Source organism: Xanthobacter aminoxidans, assembly GCF_023571765.1.
GTDB lineage: Bacteria > Pseudomonadota > Alphaproteobacteria > Rhizobiales > Xanthobacteraceae > Xanthobacter > Xanthobacter aminoxidans.
The window spans coordinates 1-17,043 of record NZ_JAMJXC010000007.1; the positions used below are offsets into that span (position 1 = coordinate 1).

Annotated in this window: 16 protein-coding genes and 1 pseudogene; 14 read left to right on the forward strand and 3 right to left on the reverse strand. The window is 69.3% G+C overall.

Annotated features, from left to right (window positions below; translation table 11 throughout):
- From EJ105_RS12400 to EJ105_RS12455, 12 genes and pseudogenes are all read left to right on the forward strand, one after another.
- A pseudogene (locus tag EJ105_RS12400) lies at window positions 1–104 on the forward strand (IS110 family transposase); the annotation flags it as partial.
- A 101-nt stretch (window positions 105–205) separates the two neighbouring features.
- A complete protein-coding gene (locus EJ105_RS12405; protein ID WP_250166583.1) occupies window positions 206–475 on the forward strand; it encodes a sarcosine oxidase subunit delta in 270 nt (89 codons plus the stop codon).
- Window positions 472–3,426 carry a sarcosine oxidase subunit alpha family protein gene (locus EJ105_RS12410; RefSeq protein WP_250166584.1) on the forward strand — a complete coding sequence of 985 codons (2,955 nt, stop codon included), beginning with the start codon at window positions 472–474 and terminating at the stop codon, window positions 3,424–3,426. Before EJ105_RS12405 ends, EJ105_RS12410 begins: the two co-directional genes overlap by 4 nt.
- A complete protein-coding gene (locus tag EJ105_RS12415; RefSeq protein ID WP_250166585.1) occupies window positions 3,419–4,027 on the forward strand; it encodes a sarcosine oxidase subunit gamma in 609 nt (202 codons plus the stop codon). Before EJ105_RS12410 ends, EJ105_RS12415 begins: the two co-directional genes overlap by 8 nt.
- A 91-nt stretch (window positions 4,028–4,118) precedes the next feature.
- Window positions 4,119–4,988: a formyltetrahydrofolate deformylase gene (gene purU, locus EJ105_RS12420; protein ID WP_024279543.1), complete on the forward strand. Its 870-nt coding sequence runs from the start codon at window positions 4,119–4,121 to the stop codon at window positions 4,986–4,988.
- A gap of 72 nt (window positions 4,989–5,060) precedes the next feature.
- Window positions 5,061–5,279, forward strand: a complete 219-nt coding sequence (locus tag EJ105_RS12425) for a hypothetical protein (RefSeq protein ID WP_250166586.1) — start codon at window positions 5,061–5,063, stop codon at window positions 5,277–5,279.
- A 191-nt stretch (window positions 5,280–5,470) separates the two neighbouring features.
- The gene (gene atzF, locus EJ105_RS12430) at window positions 5,471–7,255 is read left to right on the forward strand and encodes an allophanate hydrolase (RefSeq protein ID WP_250166587.1); all 1,785 of its coding nucleotides are present in this window, start codon (window positions 5,471–5,473) and stop codon (window positions 7,253–7,255) included.
- A 117-nt stretch (window positions 7,256–7,372) separates the two neighbouring features.
- Window positions 7,373–7,660, forward strand: a complete 288-nt coding sequence (locus tag EJ105_RS12435) for a hypothetical protein (protein ID WP_250166588.1) — start codon at window positions 7,373–7,375, stop codon at window positions 7,658–7,660.
- Entirely contained in the window at window positions 7,657–8,397 is a 741-nt protein-coding gene (gene aztA, locus EJ105_RS12440) for a zinc ABC transporter ATP-binding protein AztA (RefSeq protein WP_250166589.1), read from the forward strand. The genes EJ105_RS12435 and aztA overlap by 4 nt, the downstream gene beginning before the upstream one ends.
- Window positions 8,398–8,598: 201 nt before the next feature.
- The gene (locus tag EJ105_RS12445) at window positions 8,599–9,471 is read left to right on the forward strand and encodes a metal ABC transporter permease (RefSeq protein ID WP_029558038.1); all 873 of its coding nucleotides are present in this window, start codon (window positions 8,599–8,601) and stop codon (window positions 9,469–9,471) included.
- An 11-nt stretch (window positions 9,472–9,482) separates the two neighbouring features.
- Entirely contained in the window at window positions 9,483–10,460 is a 978-nt protein-coding gene (locus EJ105_RS12450; protein ID WP_250166590.1) for a metal ABC transporter solute-binding protein, Zn/Mn family, read from the forward strand.
- Window positions 10,461–10,522: 62 nt separating this feature from the next.
- The gene (locus EJ105_RS12455; protein WP_250166591.1) at window positions 10,523–11,593 is read left to right on the forward strand and encodes a CobW family GTP-binding protein; all 1,071 of its coding nucleotides are present in this window, start codon (window positions 10,523–10,525) and stop codon (window positions 11,591–11,593) included.
- An 89-nt stretch (window positions 11,594–11,682) separates the two neighbouring features.
- On the opposite strand, the gene EJ105_RS12460 is transcribed toward EJ105_RS12455, so the two are convergent.
- Both EJ105_RS12460 and EJ105_RS12465 read right to left on the reverse strand, forming a co-directional pair.
- The gene (locus EJ105_RS12460) at window positions 11,683–12,870 is read right to left on the reverse strand and encodes a CaiB/BaiF CoA transferase family protein (RefSeq protein WP_250166592.1); all 1,188 of its coding nucleotides are present in this window, start codon (window positions 12,868–12,870) and stop codon (window positions 11,683–11,685) included.
- A 179-nt stretch (window positions 12,871–13,049) separates the two neighbouring features.
- Window positions 13,050–14,243, reverse strand: a complete 1,194-nt coding sequence (locus EJ105_RS12465; RefSeq protein WP_250166593.1) for an acyl-CoA dehydrogenase — start codon at window positions 14,241–14,243, stop codon at window positions 13,050–13,052.
- Window positions 14,244–14,482: 239 nt separating this feature from the next.
- Between EJ105_RS12465 and EJ105_RS12470 the strand changes: the two genes are divergently transcribed.
- Window positions 14,483–15,052, forward strand: coding sequence for a TetR/AcrR family transcriptional regulator (locus EJ105_RS12470; RefSeq protein ID WP_284145436.1), 570 nt, complete (start codon window positions 14,483–14,485; stop codon window positions 15,050–15,052).
- Between the two features lie 7 nt (window positions 15,053–15,059).
- Here the strand turns inward: EJ105_RS12470 and miaA are convergent, their stop codons facing one another.
- A complete protein-coding gene (gene miaA, locus EJ105_RS12475; protein ID WP_250166594.1) occupies window positions 15,060–16,007 on the reverse strand; it encodes a tRNA (adenosine(37)-N6)-dimethylallyltransferase MiaA in 948 nt (315 codons plus the stop codon).
- On the opposite strand from miaA, the gene serB reads away from it, so the two are divergent.
- Window positions 16,006–16,905, forward strand: a complete 900-nt coding sequence (serB, locus tag EJ105_RS12480; RefSeq protein WP_250166595.1) for a phosphoserine phosphatase SerB — start codon at window positions 16,006–16,008, stop codon at window positions 16,903–16,905. The two genes, miaA and serB, sit on opposite strands and share 2 nt — an antisense overlap.
- Window positions 16,906–17,043: the final 138 nt, after the last annotated feature.

Consider the following 17,043-nt stretch of genomic DNA (forward strand, 5'->3'; position numbering starts at 1 on the left):
GCGCCGCAGGAAAACCACCAAAGCTCGCACTCGTCGCCATCGCCAGACGCATCGTCGTCACCGCAAACGCCCTCCTACGCGACAACGTCACCTTCCAAACCTGACCAGCCCTCAACACAGTTGCCGGCTCGCATTCCGCTTCGCTGCATGCGTCCGGGGCGCGAGACCGTCCCACGCCCCCCACCTTCCCACCCGGACCTGACCCATGCGCATCACCTGTCCCTATTGCGGCGCGAGGTCGTCCCATGAATTCGCCTATCTCGGCGATGCCGCGCCCACCCGGCCGGACCCGGCCGATCCCGAGGCGCCGGACGCCTTCAACGCCTACGTCTACGAGCGCGACAACGTCGCCGGCGTGATGGACGAGCTGTGGTACCACGCGGGCGGCTGCCGCCGCTGGCTCACCGTCACGCGCGACACCCGCACCCACACCATCACCGCAGTGCGCTTTACCCGGACGGAGGCGGCCGAATGACCCGGCTTTCCGCAGGGGGGCTGATCGACCGCAGCCGCACCCTCTCCTTCAGCTTCGACGGCAAGAGCTACACCGGCCATCCCGGCGACACGCTCGCCTCCGCGCTGCTCGCCAACGGCGTGCGGCTGGTCGGCCGCTCCTTCAAGTATCACCGGCCGCGCGGCATCGTCACCGCAGGGTCCGAGGAGCCGAACGCGCTGGTGGAACTGCGCTCCGGCGCCCGGCGCGAGCCCAACACCCGCGCCACCACCATTGAGCTGTTCGACGCGCTGGACGCCACCAGCCAGAACCGCTGGCCCTCGCTGGAGGTCGATCTCCTCAGCATGAACCAGCTCGTGTCGCCCTTCCTCGGCGCGGGCTTCTACTACAAGACCTTCATGTGGCCCGCCGCCTTCTGGGAGAAGGTCTACGAGCCCATGATCCGCCGTGCCGCCGGCCTCGGCCGCGCGGCCGAGACGGCCGACCCGGACCATTACGAGAAGGCCACCCATTTCTGCGACGTGCTGGTCATCGGCTCCGGCGCGGCGGGCCTTGCGGCGGCGCTGGCGGCCGGGCGCACCGGCGCGCGGGTGGTGCTGGCGGACGAGGACTTCCGCCTCGGCGGCCGGCTGCTCTCCGAGCAGGCCGAGATCGACGGCGGCAGCGCGGCGGACTTCGTGACGCGCACCCTCGCCGAACTCGCGAGCCTGCCCAACGTCCGCCTCATGCCGCGCACCACCGTGTTCGGCGCCTATGACGGCGGCGAATTCGGCGCGGTGGAGAAGGTGAGCGACCATCTCGCCGTCCCCGCCCCCTTCCAGCCCCGCCAGCGGCTGTGGCGCTTCATCGCCAAGCGCTCCGTGCTGGCGGCGGGTGCGTTCGACCGGCCCATCGTCTTCCCCGGCAATGACCGGCCCGGCGTCATGTCGGCGCTGGCCCTCGCCACCTACGCCACGCGTTTCGGCGTGGGCGCGGGGCCGCGGGCGGCCGGCTTCACCAACAACGACCACGCCGTCGCCGCGCTGCTGGATGCGGCATCGGCCGGCGTGAAGCTGGAAGCCATCGCGGATGTGCGGGAGGCTGTCGCTCCAGCCCTCGCCGCGCGGGCGAAGGCGCTGGGCGTCGATCTCCTCACCGGGAGCGAGGTCATCGCCACCTCCGGCAAGTGCCTGTCCAGCGTCATCGTGCGCACGCCCAAGGGTGTCCGCACGCTCTCCGTGGAGGCGCTCGGCGTCTCCGGCGGGGCGACGCCCAACGTGAACCTCACCTGCCATCAGGGCGGCAGGCCCATCTGGCGCGAGGATATCGCCGCCTTCGTGCCCGGCGCCGTGCCGGTGGGCATGGCGGTGGCGGGCGCCGCAGCCGGCCACCTCACGCTCGCCGAAAGCCTCGCGGATGGCAGCGCGCTGGGCGCCGCCGCGGCCGAGGATGCGGGCTTCGCGCCCGTCGCGGCTCCCGCCCCCGTGGCGGGCGATGCGCCCAACGGCCTCAAGGCCTTCTGGCAGGTGCACGCCAAGGGCCCCGCCTTCGTGGACCAGCAGAACGACGTAACCGCCAAGGATGTAGCCCTCGCCCATCGCGAAGGCTTCCGGGCGGTGGAGCTGCTGAAGCGCTACACCACCATGGGCATGGCCACCGATCAGGGCAAGACCTCCAACATGGCGGGCCTCGCCATCATGGCGGCGCTCACCGGCAAGGGCATTCCCGAGACCGGCACCACCGTGTTCCGCCCGCCCTACACGCCCGTGGCGCTCGGCGTGCTCGCCGGCCACCATCGCGGCGTGGACTTCAAGCCCACCCGCCCCACCCCCACCCACCAGTGGGCGGAGGAGCAGGGCGCGGTGTTCGTGGAGACCGGACAGTGGCTGCGCGCCGCGTGGTTCCCGAAGGCGGGCGAGGACTGGCAGGCGGCGGTGAACCGCGAGGTGAAGGCGACGCGCGAGGGCGTCGGCGTCATCGACGTGTCCACCTTCGGCAAGATCGACCTTCAGGGACCGGACGCGGGCCGGCTGCTGGATCGCGTCTACATCAACATGTTCTCCACCCTCGGCGTCGGCAAGGCGCGCTACGGCGTTATGCTGCGCGAGGACGGGATCGTCATGGACGACGGCACCACCGCCCGCCTCGCCGACGACCATTATGTGATGACCACGACCACCGCCAACGCAGCCAAGGTGTTCCAGCATCTGGAATTCTGCCTGCAGGTGCTGTGGCCGGAGCTGGACGTGTGCCTCGCCTCCATCACCGAGCAGTGGACGCAGATCGCCGTCTCCGGCCCGCGCTCCCGCGACGTGCTGGCGAAGCTGGTGGATGGCGCGGATGTCTCCAACACCGGCCTGCCCTTCATGGGCGCGCTCCAGACCACGGTGATGGGCGGCGTGGAAGCGCGCGTGTTCCGCCTCTCCTTCTCCGGCGAGCTCGGCTACGAGATCGCGGTGCCCGCCCGCCACGGCGACAAGCTGATGCGGGCGATCATGGCGGCGGGCGCGCCCTACGGCATCACGCCCTACGGCGTCGAGACGCTGGCCGTGCTGCGCATCGAGAAGGGCCATGTCTCCGGCAGCGAGCTGAACGGGCAGACCTCCGCCCGCGATCTCGGCCTCGGCCGCATGGCCTCCACCAAGAAGGACTTCATCGGCCGCGTGATGGCGGGCCGCCCCGCCTTCACCGATCCAGACCGGCCCACATTCGTCGGCTTCCGGCCGGTGGACAAGGCGGCGCGGCTCAAGGCCGGGGCGCATTTCCTGCCCCTCGGCGCGGCCCCCACCACTGAGAATGACGAGGGCTACATGACCTCCGTCGCCTGGTCGCCCATCCTCGGGCACTCCATCGGCCTCGGCCTCCTCAAGCGCGGGCCGGAGCGCATCGGCGAGAAGCTGCGCGCCTATGACCCGGTGCGCGGCGGTGACATCGAGGTCGAGGTGTGCTCTCCCCACTTTGTCGATCCCGAAGGGGAGAAGCAGCGTGTCTGACCTCTTCCACTCCCTCTCCCCCGCCCACCTCGTTCCGGCCGGGCACTATGGCGTCGCAGGCGCCACCGGCGTCACGGCGCAGGTGGTGACGAACCTTGCCGCCGCGACGCTGGTCGCCCGCAAGGGCAAGACCGCAGCGCTGATCGCCGCCGCCACCGCTTCCGGCCTGCCTCTGGTGGATGCGCCGAAGGCGAGCGTCGGCGCCGGCCTTGAGGCCATCGGCACCGGCCCCGGCAAGTGGCTGGTTTTGGCCGAAGGATCGGACGGCGCCGCGCTGCGCCGGCGCCTCGAAGAACTGGCAGCCGGCCTTGGCGCCGTCACCGACCAGAGCGACGCCAATCTCGTGCTCGACATCTCCGGCCCGAAGGCGCGCGAGGCGCTGGTGAAGGGCGTGGCGGTGGACCTCGATCCCCGCGCGTTCCAGCCGGGCGATGCGGCGACGACGCCGGTCTCCCACGTGGGCGTCACCTTCTGGCAGCGGGACGCGAGCCCCAGCTATCGCTTCGCGGTGGGCAACACCTTCGCCCCCGCCTTCCTGCGCTGGCTGACGGCGAGCGCGGCGGAATACGGCTTCGCGCTCTCCGGCACCGATCGAGGTTGACGGCAGCGCGGCGCGCGCCTCCTCTCCCGCACCGATTTTCTGAACAGGGCGCCCGGCTGCATCGGTCGCGCGGCGCCATAAAGGACGCATCATGACCAGCCCCAACGAGCCGATCATTCTCGCCTTCTCCTGCCCTAACCGGCCCGGCATCGTCGCCGGCGTCTCGACCTTCCTGTTCGAGAAGGGCTGCAACATCCTGGAGGCGCAGCAGTTCGACGACACCGAGACCCGCCGCTTCTTCATGCGCGTGGTGTTCAACGTGGTCGAGGGCGAGGCCAGCCTCGCCGAAATCCGCTCCGGCTTCGCGGCGGTGGCGCAGACCTTCTCGCTGAGCTTCACGCTCCGCCCCGTGTCGGAAAAGCGGAAGGTGCTGCTGCTCGCCTCCAAGTTCGACCACTGCCTCGCGGACCTGCTCTATCGCTGGCGCATCGGCGAGATCCCCATGGAAATCTCCGGCATCGTCTCCAACCACCCGCGCGAGACCTACGCCCACCTCGATTTCGACGGCATCCCCTTCCACCACCTGCCGGTGACCAAGGCCACCAAGCTGGAGCAGGAAACGCAGGTCTGGGAGATTTTCCAGTCCTCCGGCTCCGAGCTTGCCGTGCTCGCGCGCTACATGCAGGTGCTGTCGGATGGGCTCTCCGCCAAGCTCTCGGGCAAGTGCATCAACATCCACCACTCCTTCCTGCCCGGCTTCAAGGGCGCCAAGCCCTATCATCAGGCCCATGCGCGCGGCGTGAAGCTCATCGGCGCCACCGCTCACTACGTGACCTCGGACCTCGATGAAGGCCCGATCATCGAGCAGGACGTGGAGCGCATCTCCCACCAGGATTCGCCCGAGGATCTCGTGCGCAAGGGTCGCGACATCGAGCGCCGGGTTCTGGCGCGGGCCATCTCCTGGCACCTGCAGGACCGGGTGCTGCTGAACGGTTCCCGCACCGTGGTGTTCCGGGACTGACCTCAAAAAGGGGAACCCGGCCCCGGGGCCGGGGCGTTGAGGGGGCGATATCCACCAAAAGGAGAGAGCCCCATGCAACGCCAGGGCATGCTCGTCGCCGCGGCATTCGTGCTGGTCCTCGCGCTGGTCGCGGCGAACATGTTCTCCAACCGCGGCACGCCCGAACCGAGCGAGACCGCGCCGGAGAACATCACCGTGCCGCGCGGCAATCCCCCGCCCATGACCACCGCGCCCGACGCGCCTCCCGGCCGGACCCTTTCGCCGGCGGAGCAGAACCGGACGAGCCAGTAGCGCCTGCCTATTTTCCGGGCATAAGGTGCACATCCTGCGCCCCGCAGTGGCAAATCCAGCCGCTGCGGGGCGCAATTCATTTGCATCAAGCATCTGATATTTATGCATTTATCAGAAATTGCATACAAGTGGCGCGCTTCCTGCTAGACCCCTGCCATCAGGCGCGTGGAGCGCCGTCATCAGGGTAGACCATGCAGACCGTCGCCAGCCTCCTCGAAGCCCACAGGTCCGGCCTCCGCTCCGTCTCGGATACGGTGCGCGGCGTCTATGCCCGGCTTGCGGTGCATGACGACCCGGCCATGTTCATCACCCTGCGAGACGAAGCCGATGTGCTGGCCGAGGCGGCCACGCTGGAGGCCGCCGGCAATACGGCGCTGCCGCTCTACGGCGTCCCAGTGGCGGTGAAGGACAATATCGACGTCGCCGGCCTGCCCACCACCGCCGCCTGCCCGGCCTTCGCCTATGTGCCGGCGCGCGACGCCACCGTCGTGGCGCGGCTCAAGGCGGCGGGCGCGCTCATCATCGGCAAGACCAATCTCGACCAGTTCGCCACCGGCCTTGTGGGCGTGCGCTCGCCCTATGGCATCCCGCGCAACTCGGTGAACCCGGAGCTGGTGCCGGGCGGCTCCTCCTCCGGCTCGGCGGTGGCGGTGGGCGCGGGCATCGTGCCGGTGTCGCTGGGCACCGACACGGCGGGGTCGGGCCGCGTGCCGGCCATGCTGAACAACATCGTGGGCCTGAAGCCCTCCCTCGGCCTCGTGCCCAACACCGGCCTCGTGCCCGCCTGCAAGACGCTGGACTGCATCTCGATCTTCGCCCTTACCGTGGACGATGCCATGGCGGTGCTGAACGTCATCTCCGGCTTCGACGCTGAGGACGCCTATTCGCGCGACCTGCCCGTCGGCCCGCTCACCGCCGCCCCGCCCGCGCCGGTGCTGGGCATCCTGCCTCAGGCGCAGCGGGAGTTCTTTGGCGATGCCGAGTCGGCCGCCGCCTATGAGGAAGCCCTGGCGCGCTTCGCGTCGCTGGGCGCGGTGCTGAAGGAGATCGATTTCTCCGCCTTCGCCGAGACCGCGCGCCTGCTCTATGAAGGGCCGTGGGTGGCGGAGCGCTGGATCGCCGCCGAGCACCTTCTGACCACCGATCCCGATGCGGTGCATCCGGTGACACGGGCCATCACCGAGCCGGGCGGCAAGGCGAGCGCGGCGGATGCCTTCCGCGCCATGTACAAGCTCAAGGAGCTGCGCGCCCGCGTCGCCCCCATCCTCGCCGGCATCGACGCGCTGCTGCTGCCCACCGCGCCCTCCGCTTACACGGTGGAGGAGGTGCTGGCGGACCCCATCCGCCTGAATTCGCGCAATGGCACCTACACCAATTTCGTGAACCTGATGGATCTGTGCGGCATCGCGGTGCCGACCAAGATCACGGCGGCCGGCGTGCCCTATGGCATCACCCTCCTCGCCCCCGCCGGGCGGGATGCGGAGATGGCGGCGTTGGGCCGGGCCTATGTGGCGGCGGGCAATCTGCCGCTGGGCTGCGGCCATGCGCCCGCGCCGACCCTGCCCCCGCTGGCGGCCGCGCAGGAGCCGGGGCGGCTCGATGTGTGCGTGTTCGGCGCCCACCTCTCCGGCATGCCGCTCAATGGCGACCTGAAATCCATGGGCGCGCGCTTCGTGCGCGCCGCGAAGACGGTGCCGTCCTATCGCATGAAGCTCCTCCCCGGCGCCGTGCCCCGCCCGGGCGTGGTGCGCGTGACTGCGGACGGCGCGGCGGTGGAAGGGGAGGTGTGGTCCCTGCCCTTCGAGGGCGTCGGCCGCCTGCTCGCAACGATCCCGGCGCCGCTGGGCCTCGGGCAGGTGGAGCTGGACGACGGCAGCCGCGTCACCGGCTTCCTGGCCGAGGCGGCGGCCCTCGACGGGGCGCAGGACATCACCCGGTTCGGCAGCTTCCGCGCCTTTGCCGCAGCCGCCGAATAGGCGCTCCGACTGACTGAGGGGAACAGCACAAAAGCGTGCGGTGGGGTGTCGGCGGACTGGACAAGGTCGAGCGATACACTGTATCAACTGGCCATCGAAACCAGCGCGCCGGCCCCCATGTCCCTGTCCCTTTCCCCTTCCGCAGCGACGCCGCCGGCCCGCGAGGCGACCGGCCGGCAGGACCGCGCCGCGCCCGTCGGCGCCGGAGCCGCGGGGGGACACGACCAGGGCGATCATGGGCACGGCCATCACACCCATGCCGCTTCTCCGGCAAGCCGCAGGCCGCCCGTGCGCATCGGCGCATCGGTGCTGCGCATGTCCCTTGCCGGGCGGCTCGCGCTGGTGTCGGTGCTCCTCCTCGTGCTGTGGAGCGCCGTCCTGCTGGTGACGGGAGGCGGCGCATGACCGCGCAGATTTCGTTCCGCAACCTCACTCTCGGCTATGAGCGCCACCCGGCCGTCCACCACCTCTCCGGCGATGTGGAGAAGGGCGCGCTGCTCGCCATCTGCGGCGCCAACGGCGCCGGCAAGTCCACGCTCCTCAAGGCCATCGGCGGCGCGCTGAAGCCGCTCGGCGGCACCATCGATCGCCACGGCCTCGACCCGCGCGAGATCGCCTACCTGCCGCAGGGCGCCGAGATCGACCGCAGCTTTCCCATCCATGTCTACGATATGGTGTCCATGGGCCTGTGGCGGCGTGCCGGCCTGTTCGGCGGCATCGGCCGGGCCGATCGGGAGAAGATCGAGCACGCCATCGCCGCCGTCGGCCTCGAAGGGTTCGAGAACCGGCCCATCGGCACGCTCTCCGGCGGGCAGATGCAGCGCACCCTGTTCGCCCGCCTGCTGCTGCAGGATGCCCGCGTGATCCTGCTCGACGAGCCGTTCACCGCCCTCGATGCCAAAACGGTCTCGGACCTCGTGGAACTGGTCCGCCGCTGGCACGGCGAGCAGCGCACCGTCATCGCGGTGCTGCACGATTTCGACCTGGTGCGCGCGACCTTCCCGCAGACGCTGCTCCTCGCCCGCACGCCTGTCGCATGGGGCCCCACCGCGGAAGCGCTCGACCCCGAGAACCTGCTCAAGGCCCGCCGCATGGGCGAGTCATGGCGTGACGACGCCGTCCCCTGCTCCGACGCGGCCTGATCCGACTTTCACCGACCGGCTGACGCCGGTCTTTTGGACGCACATCACTGCTTTTGCGCTTGGCCGGGGACCACGGGCTCCGTCCAAGGCCGGTCCGGTTCCTCCAACCCACCGGATCGGCTCCCCGGCCAAGCGCAAGGGCAGGACGATGACAGATCCGGCCGGCCGCCTTGAGCGCGGCACGCGGCCCGGGATGGTTCGATGAGCCTCTATGACACCTTCATTTCTCCCTTCGTGGAGTTCGAGTTCATGCGGCGGGCGCTGGCCGGCGTGTTCGCGCTGTCGCTCGGCGCGGGGCCGGTGGGCGCGTTCCTGATGCTGCGGCGCATGTCGCTGACGGGCGATGCCATGGCCCATGCCATCCTGCCCGGCGCGGCCATCGGCTTCCTGTTCGCCGGCCTCAACCTCTACGCCATGACCGCCGGCGGCCTCGCGGCCGGCCTTCTGGTGGCGGTGGGCGCGGGCGTGGTGGCGCGGGCGACGGGGATGAAGGAGGACGCCTCGCTGGCGGCCTTTTATCTCATCTCGCTGGCGCTGGGCGTGCTCATCGTCTCGCTGCGCGGCTCCAACGTAGACCTGCTGCACGTGCTGTTCGGCACGGTGCTGGGCATCGACGACGCGACGCTGGTGCTCATCGCCGGCATCACCACCATCACGCTGCTCACCCTCGCCGTGGTGTGGCGGCCGCTGGTGCTGGAATGCGTAGACCCCACCTTCCTCGCCTCGGTGAGCCGCAGCGGCGGCGTCAGCCACATCGCCTTCCTGTCGCTGGTGGTGCTGAACCTCGTGGGCGGCTTCCACGCCCTCGGCACGCTTCTCTCGGTGGGGCTGATGATGCTGCCGGCCGCCACCGCGCGCTTCTTCGTGCGCGACCTCACGGCGCTGGTCACCACCTCCACGCTGATCGCCTTCGGTTCGGGCGTCGCGGGTCTGCTCGTCTCCTACAACCTCGGCACGCCGTCCGGCCCGTCCATCATCCTGGTCGCCGGTCTCGCCTATGCCGGCGCCGTCTTTTTCGGGCCGATCGGCGGTCTTGCCGGCCGCCTCGTCCCTCGCCGTCACCTTGAAGCCTGAAGAGGACTTTCATGATCTCCAGACGTCTCCTCCTCGCCGCCGGCATGGTCGCCGGCCTTGGCCTGCCCGTGGCCGGGCCGGCGCTCGCGCAGGCCCCTGCCCAGAAGATGCCCGTGGTGGCCTCCTTCTCCATCCTCGGCGATTTCGTGAAGCAGGTGGGCGGCGACCGCGTGGCCGTCACCACCATCGTCGGCCCCAACGGCGATGCCCACGTCTACCAGCCCACCCCCGCCGACGCGAAGGCGGTGGCCGCGGCCAAGGTGGTGTTCGTCAACGGCCTCGGCTTCGAAGGCTGGATGGACCGCCTCATCAAGGCGTCCGGCACCAAGGCGCCCATCGTCGTCGCCACCAAGGGCATCACGCCCCGCACCGGCTTCGTCGATCATGACGACGACGAGAAGCCGAAGGCCAAGGGCAAGGACAAGCACGACCACGCCAAGGAAGGCGGCCATGACCACGGCGGCATCGACCCCCACGCCTGGCAGTCCATCGCCAACGCCAAGGTCTATGTGGCCAACGTGCGTGACGGCCTGATCGCCGCCGATCCGGACGGCCGCGACGTCTACACCGCCAATGCCGCGGCCTACACCGCCAAGCTTGATGCGCTGGAGACGGAAGTGAAGTCCGCCATGGCCAAGATCCCGGCCGACCAGCGCCGCATCATCACTTCCCACGACGCCTTCGGCTATTTCGGCGAGGCCTACGGCCTGGTGCTGGTCGCCCCCGAGGGTGTCTCCACCGAGAGCGAGGCCTCGGCCAAGGACGTCGGCCGCATCATCCGCCAGATCAAGGCGCAGAAGATCCCGGCCGTGTTCGTCGAGAACGTCACCGACCCGCGTCTCATCCAGCGCATCGCCAAGGAAAGCGGCGCCAAGGTGGGCGGAACGCTCTATTCCGACGCACTGTCCGATGACAAAGGCCCCGCGAGCACCTACATCGACATGATGCACTCCAACGTGCGCGAACTCTCGTCCGCTCTGTCGAGCTGAGGGGACGCCCGTTTCCTTCCGGCGGCCGCCTCGCGCGGCCGCCGCAGTACCAAGGTGAAGCCATGGCTGAAACGCAGGCCGAGAAGATCCCCGTCACCGTGTTGACCGGCTATCTGGGTGCCGGCAAGACCACGCTGCTCAACCGCATCCTGTCGCAGCCCCACGGCAAGAAATTCGCCGTCATCGTCAACGAGTTCGGCGAGATCGGTATCGACAACGACCTCGTGGTGGGCGCCGACGAGGAAGTGTTCGAGATGAACAACGGGTGCATCTGCTGCACCGTGCGCGGCGACCTCATCCGCATCATCGACGGCCTCTTGCGCCGCAAGGGCGGCTTCGACGGCATCATCGTCGAGACCACCGGGCTGGCGGACCCCGCCCCCGTGGCCCAGACCTTCTTCGTGGACGAGGAAGTGCAGGCCAAGACCAAGCTCGACGCGGTGGTCACGGTGGCCGATGCCAAGTGGCTCTCCGACCGCCTGAAGGACGCCCCCGAGGCGAAGAATCAGGTGGCCTTCGCCGACGTCATCCTCCTCAACAAGACCGACCTCGTGACCGGCGCGGAGCTGGACGCGGTGGAAGCCCGCATCCGCGGCATCAATCCCTACGCCAAGCTCTACCGCACCCAGAAGTCCGAGATCGACATCGCCAAGGTGCTGAACCAGGGCGCCTTCGATCTCGAGCGCGTGCTGGAGCTGGAGCCCGCCTTCCTCGAGGAGGACGAGCACCACCATCACCACCACGCCCATGGCGAGGCGTGCGGCCCGGACTGCGGCCACGATCATCACGACCACGATCATGACCACCATCACCACGGGCTGAAGGCGGTGCATGACGAGGAGATCCAGTCGGTCTCCTTCTCCACCGACAAGCCGCTGGACCCGGACAAGTTCTTCCCCTGGGTGCAGAACATCGTGCAGGTGGAGGGGCCGAACATCCTGCGGTCCAAGGGCATCCTGTCGTTCAAGGACGATCCCGACCGCTTCGTGTTCCAGGGCGTGCACATGATCCTCGACGGGGACCACCAGCGCCCGTGGAAGGACGACGAGAAGCGCCTCAGCCGCATCGTCTTCATCGGCCGCCAGCTCAAGCGCGACCTGCTCGAAGAGGGCTTCCTCACCTGCGTGGCGTGAGGGCCGTCTGATCGGGGCGCGACGCGCCCCATCATCATTCTATCCCTGCGCCGCCCGGTCCGGCCGGCGCGGGGTTTCGGGAGAGCCTGTCAGTTCCCCGCCAGCGCCTTCAGCGCCGCAAGCACCTGTTCCGTATCCGCCCCCAGTCGCGGGCTGGCGCTTTTCGCCACCTGCCGCACGCCATCGAGCACGATGGGGCTCGCCACGGCGGGAATGGTGCCGCCGCCCGCCTCCGCAAGGTCCACGCGCAGGCCGCGCGCCTTCACCTGCGGGTCCTCGAACACCTGCGACACCGTATTGATCGGCCCGGCCGGCACGCCCTTCGCCTCCAGCGCGGCGAGCAGGTCGTCGCGGGCGAAGGCCATGGTCAGCGCGGTGAGCTTCGGCACCAGCGCGGCGCGGTTGGCGACGCGGGCGGGATTGGTGGCGTAGTCGGCCGCCTGCGCCAGCTCCGGCGCGCCGAGCACGGCGCAGAAGCGGGCGAACTGCCCGTCATTGCCGATGGCGGCGATGAAATAGCCGTCTGCGCAGGGAAAGACCTGATAGGGCACGATGTTGGGATGGGCATTGCCCATGCGCTTCGGTGCCTTGCCGGAGGTGAGGTAGTTCATGGCCTGGTTGGCCAGCACGCCCACCTGCGTGTCCAAGAGCGCCATGTCCACATGGCCGCCCGTGCCGGTCTCGTCGCGCCGGCGCAGGGCCGCGAGGATGCCCACGGTGGCATAGAGGCCGGTGAAGATGTCGGCGAAGGCGACGCCCACCTTCTGCGGCTCCCCATCCGGCGCGCCGGTGAGGTCCATGATGCCGCCCATGCCCTGCACCAGGAAGTCATAGCCCGCGCGCGGCGCATAGGGGCCGTCTTGCCCGAAGCCGGTGACGGAGCAATAGACGAGGCGGGGATTTTCTGTCTTCAGGCTCTCATAGTCGAGCCCGTACTTCTTCAGCCCGCCGACCTTGAAATTCTCGATGAGCACATCGCTCTGCCGGGCGAGATCGCGGATGACCTTCTGGCCCTCTTCCGTCTCGAAATCCACCGCCACCGAGCGCTTGCCGCGATTGGTGGAATGGAAATAGGCGGCGCCGAGGTCCGCCCCGTCCGCCCCCTTCAGGAAGGGCGGGCCCCAGGTGCGCGTATCGTCCCCGCCGCCCGGCCGCTCCACCTTGATGACCTCCGCCCCGAGATCCGCGAGCAACTGCCCGCACCAGGGACCCGCGAGGATGCGGGCGAGTTCGAGGACGCGAAGGCCGGCGAGGGGAGCGGAGGCAGGGGAGGACATGGGAGGACTCGTGTTGACGAATGAGCCGGACGACGATGCCGGCACCGCAGCGTCCGCTGTCATCCCCCGGCTTGTCCGGGGGATCCACTGTGCCGTTTGTCAGGCGGCCGGCCAAGTGGCGCGGTGGATGCCCCGGACAAGCCGGGGCATGACGGTTCCTTTGTGGCGGGTGGGCGCTCTCAGAAGAACGCCTGAATTCCGGTGATCGCCCGGCCGAGGATCAGCGCGTGGATGTCGTGCGTGCCCTCGTAGGTGTTCACCGTCTCCAGGTTCGCCGCGTGGCGGATGACGTGGAATTCGGCGGAGATGCCGTTGCCGCCGTGCATGTCGCGGGCGACCCGCGCGATGTCCAGCGCCTTGCCGCAATTGTTGCGCTTGAGGAAGGAGATGGCCTCGATGGGCAGCGTGCCGTCATCGAACATCCGCCCCGCGCGCAGCGCGAGCTGGAGGCCCAGCGCGATCTCGGTCGCCATGTCCGCCAGCTTCTTCTGCACCAGCTGGGTGGCGGCCAGCGGCTTGCCGAACTGCTTGCGGTCCAGCGTGTACTGGCGGGCGGCCGCGTAGCAGGCCTCCGCCGCGCCCATGGCGCCCCAGCCGATGCCGTAGCGGGCGCGGTTGAGGCAGCCGAAGGGGCCGGGCAGGCCGGCGGCGTTGGGCAGGAGGTTCTCTTCCGGGATCTCCACGTCTTCCAGCACCACCTCGCCGGTGATGGAGGCGCGCAGCGAGAGCTTGCCCTCGATCTTGGGGGTGGAGAAGCCCTTCATGCCGCGCTCCACGACGAAGCCCTTGATGGCGTTGTCATGCGCCGCGGACTTCGCCCACACCACCGCGAGGTCGGAGATGGGCGAGTTGGTGATCCACATCTTGGCGCCGTTGAGGCGATAGCCACCGTCGATCTTCTCGGCGCGGGTGCGCATGCCGGCGGGATCGGAGCCCGCGTCCGGCTCGGTCAGGCCGAAGCAGCCGACCCACTCGCCGGTGGCGAGCTTGGGCAGGTACTTCTTGCGCTGCTCTTCGGTGCCGTAGGCATAGATGGGGTGCATGACGAGGGAGGACTGCACGCTCATGGCCGAACGGTAGCCCGAATCCACCCGCTCCACCTCGCGCGCGGCGAGGCCGTAGGCGACATAGCCGAGGCCGGCGCCGCCGTATTCCGCCGGGATGGTGGGGCCGAGCAGGCCGAGCTCGCCCATCTCGTTCATGATCTCGCGGTCGAAGCGCTCGTCGAGATAGGCGGAGGTCACGCGCGGCAGCAGCTTTTCCTGCGCATAGTCGCGGGCGGTGTCGCGCACCAGGCGCTCGTCCTCGGTGAGCTGGCTGTTGAGATCGAAGGGGTCGGCCCAGTCGAAGATCGGCTTACCGGATGCGGCCATGGTGCGTCTCCCGCGCTAGAAATCACCGCCGGATGGCGGCAGGCATTTACATTCCTACCAGTCGGTATATAAATAAAAGCCAATCGTCAAGGAGCACGACGCTGCAGGATCGAGGCGACCACGAACAGGATGCGCCGGCCCGCCCGGCCCCCGCCCGGCGGCGCGGACGTCCGCCGAAATCGGCGGCCCTGCGCGTCGCGGCGGACGGCGATGGCGCGCGCCTTGGCCGCCCGCCGATGATGACCGACCCGCGCGCGGAAATCCTGCGGCAGGCCGCGCAAATGTTCGCGCAGAAGGGCTATGTGGATTCTTCGCTCAGCGAGGTGGCGCGGTCACTCAACTATTCCAAGGGCGCCATCTACAACTATTTCTCCTCGAAGCAGGAGATCTACGACGCCATCATCATCTTCACCCTCACCGGGCTCAACGACGCGTCAGCCGCGGCGGTGAAGCGGGAGGACCCGCCGGCCGAGCAGCTGAAGCAGTTCATGGTCGCCCACGCCCGCTTCCTCGCCGACAATTACGATTGCTTCGTCACCATGCTGGTGGGCTTTTCCGGCATGGCCAATACCGGGCTGAAGGGCGATGCCCTCGCCTTGCGCGATGCCCATGAGGGCCTCCTACGCCGGATCATCGCCGACGGCGTGGCGGACGGTTCGTTCCGCGAGGTGGGCGCGGCCATGACCGGGCGCGCGGTGCTCTCGCTGCTGAGCTGGATGGTGCGCTGGTTCAAGCCCGGCGGCGGCAAATCCGCCGAAGAGGTCGCGCTGGAATATCACGATCTGCTGGTGCGCGGACTGGTGGCCTGAGGGGGCGTCACCCCCCTCCCCCCTCCATGCTCTTCATCAGAACATCGAGCCCTTCGTCGGGTGTTGCCGTGGGCCAGTCGGGCATCTGGTGGCGGAAGAAGGTCGCCTGCCTTTTGGCGTAGCGGCGGGTGTCGCTCTGGCCCTCGGCGATGGCCTCGGCGAGGGTCATCTCCCCCTTGAGAGCGCGCGTGAGGGCCGGCGCGCCGTGGGCCTTCAGCACCGTGCGGTCGGGGGCGAGGTCGCGCGCGGCGAGCGCACGCACCTCCTCCAACGCCCCGGCGGCCATCATCGTCTCGAAGCGGGCGTCGATGCGCTGGCGCAGTGTCTCCCGACCCACCTCCAGCACGATCTTCGCGCAGCCCGCCGCATCGAGCACCGGCGGCTGGGCGTCCCTCTGCCAGTCGGTCAGCGAGCGGCCGGTGGCGTGGATCACCTCCAGCGCGCGCAGCACCCGCTGGCGGTCGTTCACCTTCAGCCGCTCGGCGCTTGCGGGATCGACCGTGGCGAGGCGGGCGTGGAGGGCTGCGCTGTCCAGCGCCTCGGCCGCGCCGCGCACCTCGGCGCGCACCGCTTCGGGAATGGCGGGAATTTCGGCAAGCCCCTGCGTCAATGCGCGGAAATAGAGCCCCGTGCCGCCTACGAACACCGGCAGTCGCCCCGCCGCCTCCGCCTCGGCGAGGGCGCGTTTCGCATCCTCCAGCCAGCGGCCGACGGAATAGTCCGTGTCCGCATCCACATGGCCGTAGAGGCCGTGGGGCACCCGCGCCATTTCCGCGACGGTCGGCCGCGCCGTGAGCACCCAAAGATCGCCATAGACTTGCATGGAATCTGCATTGAGGACGATGCCGCCCGTCCGCTCGGCCACGGCCAGCGCGAGCGCCGACTTGCCGCTGGCGGTCGGACCTGCGATGAGCACCGCCAACGGTTTTCCCCCTTCGAGCTTTGAAAATGCCATGGCCTACGTCGCGACGCTGATTTCAAACCCATCTGCCCCGGCTTTGACCTACGAGGCAATCCATGCCGCCCTTTCCGTGCTGCCGCAGGCGCAGGATCCGGTGGTGCTGGACGAAGGCGTGGCGGTCGATATCCACTTCGTCCCGGAACTTGCCGCCGATGCGGGCGCGCTGGCGGATGCGGTGCGCGGCGCGCTGAATGGTGCGCCCATCGACGTGGTGGTGCAGCTGGAGACCGGCCGGCGCAAGCGCCTGTTCCTCGCCGACATGGATTCGACCATGATCGGGCAGGAGTGCATCGACGAGCTGGCCGACCTCGTGGGCCTGAAGGCGCACGTCTCCGCCATCACCGAGCGCGCCATGCGCGGCGAGATCGCCTTCGAGCCGGCTTTGCGCGAGCGCGTGGCGCTGCTGCGCGGCCTGTCCGCGGGCGTGGTGGGCGACGTGCTGCGCGAGCGCATCACGCTGACCCCCGGCGGGCCGGAGCTGGTGGGCACCATGAAGGCCAACGGCGCCTATGCCGCCCTCGTCTCCGGCGGCTTCACCTTGTTCACGCAGGAGATCGCCGCGCGCATCGGCTTCGACGAGAACCGCGCCAACGAACTGCTGGTGGAAGACGGCACGCTGCTGGGTGCGGTCGCCGAGCCCATCCTCGGCCGCGACGCCAAGCTCGCGACGCTGGTGGAATTGCGCGACCGGCTGCACCTCGCCCCGTCCGAGACCATGGCGGTGGGCGACGGGGCCAACGATCTCGCCATGCTGGGAGAGGCCGGCCTCGGCGTCGCCTATCACGCCAAGCCCGCGGTGGCGGCGGCGGCCCATGCCCGCATCGACCACGGCGACCTTACCGCGCTGCTCTACATGCAGGGCTACAGAAGCAGCGAATTCCGCACGACTTGAGAACGGAACGAGCACTTCTCGGCGTGCGGACCTAAAGTCCCGCCGTCATCGCCCGGCTCGTCCGGGCGATCCACGGATTGGCCGGGTGAGGTTCACCGGGCAGCGCGCAGGCGGAGGGGTGGATCGCCCGGACGAGCC

What these genes read in the sequence shown, in the direction of transcription:
- aztA (WP_250166589.1), top strand. Translation starts at nt 7,657, where the DNA reads ATGACCGCGCAGATTTCGTTCCGCAACCTCACTCTCGGCTATGAGCGC.
- purU (WP_024279543.1), top strand. Translation starts at nt 4,119, where the DNA reads ATGACCAGCCCCAACGAGCCGATCATTCTCGCCTTCTCCTGCCCTAAC.
- atzF (WP_250166587.1), top strand. Translation starts at nt 5,471, where the DNA reads ATGCAGACCGTCGCCAGCCTCCTCGAAGCCCACAGGTCCGGCCTCCGC.
- EJ105_RS12450 (WP_250166590.1), top strand. Translation starts at nt 9,483, where the DNA reads ATGATCTCCAGACGTCTCCTCCTCGCCGCCGGCATGGTCGCCGGCCTT.
- EJ105_RS12455 (WP_250166591.1), top strand. Translation starts at nt 10,523, where the DNA reads ATGGCTGAAACGCAGGCCGAGAAGATCCCCGTCACCGTGTTGACCGGC.
- EJ105_RS12405 (WP_250166583.1), top strand. Translation starts at nt 206, where the DNA reads ATGCGCATCACCTGTCCCTATTGCGGCGCGAGGTCGTCCCATGAATTC.
- EJ105_RS12425 (WP_250166586.1), top strand. Translation starts at nt 5,061, where the DNA reads ATGCAACGCCAGGGCATGCTCGTCGCCGCGGCATTCGTGCTGGTCCTC.
- miaA (WP_250166594.1), bottom strand. Translation starts at nt 16,007, where the DNA reads ATGGCATTTTCAAAGCTCGAAGGGGGAAAACCGTTGGCGGTGCTCATC.
- EJ105_RS12465 (WP_250166593.1), bottom strand. Translation starts at nt 14,243, where the DNA reads ATGGCCGCATCCGGTAAGCCGATCTTCGACTGGGCCGACCCCTTCGAT.
- EJ105_RS12410 (WP_250166584.1), top strand. Translation starts at nt 472, where the DNA reads ATGACCCGGCTTTCCGCAGGGGGGCTGATCGACCGCAGCCGCACCCTC.
- EJ105_RS12470 (WP_284145436.1), top strand. Translation starts at nt 14,483, where the DNA reads ATGACCGACCCGCGCGCGGAAATCCTGCGGCAGGCCGCGCAAATGTTC.
- EJ105_RS12435 (WP_250166588.1), top strand. Translation starts at nt 7,373, where the DNA reads ATGTCCCTGTCCCTTTCCCCTTCCGCAGCGACGCCGCCGGCCCGCGAG.
- serB (WP_250166595.1), top strand. Translation starts at nt 16,006, where the DNA reads ATGGCCTACGTCGCGACGCTGATTTCAAACCCATCTGCCCCGGCTTTG.
- EJ105_RS12460 (WP_250166592.1), bottom strand. Translation starts at nt 12,870, where the DNA reads ATGTCCTCCCCTGCCTCCGCTCCCCTCGCCGGCCTTCGCGTCCTCGAA.
- EJ105_RS12445 (WP_029558038.1), top strand. Translation starts at nt 8,599, where the DNA reads ATGAGCCTCTATGACACCTTCATTTCTCCCTTCGTGGAGTTCGAGTTC.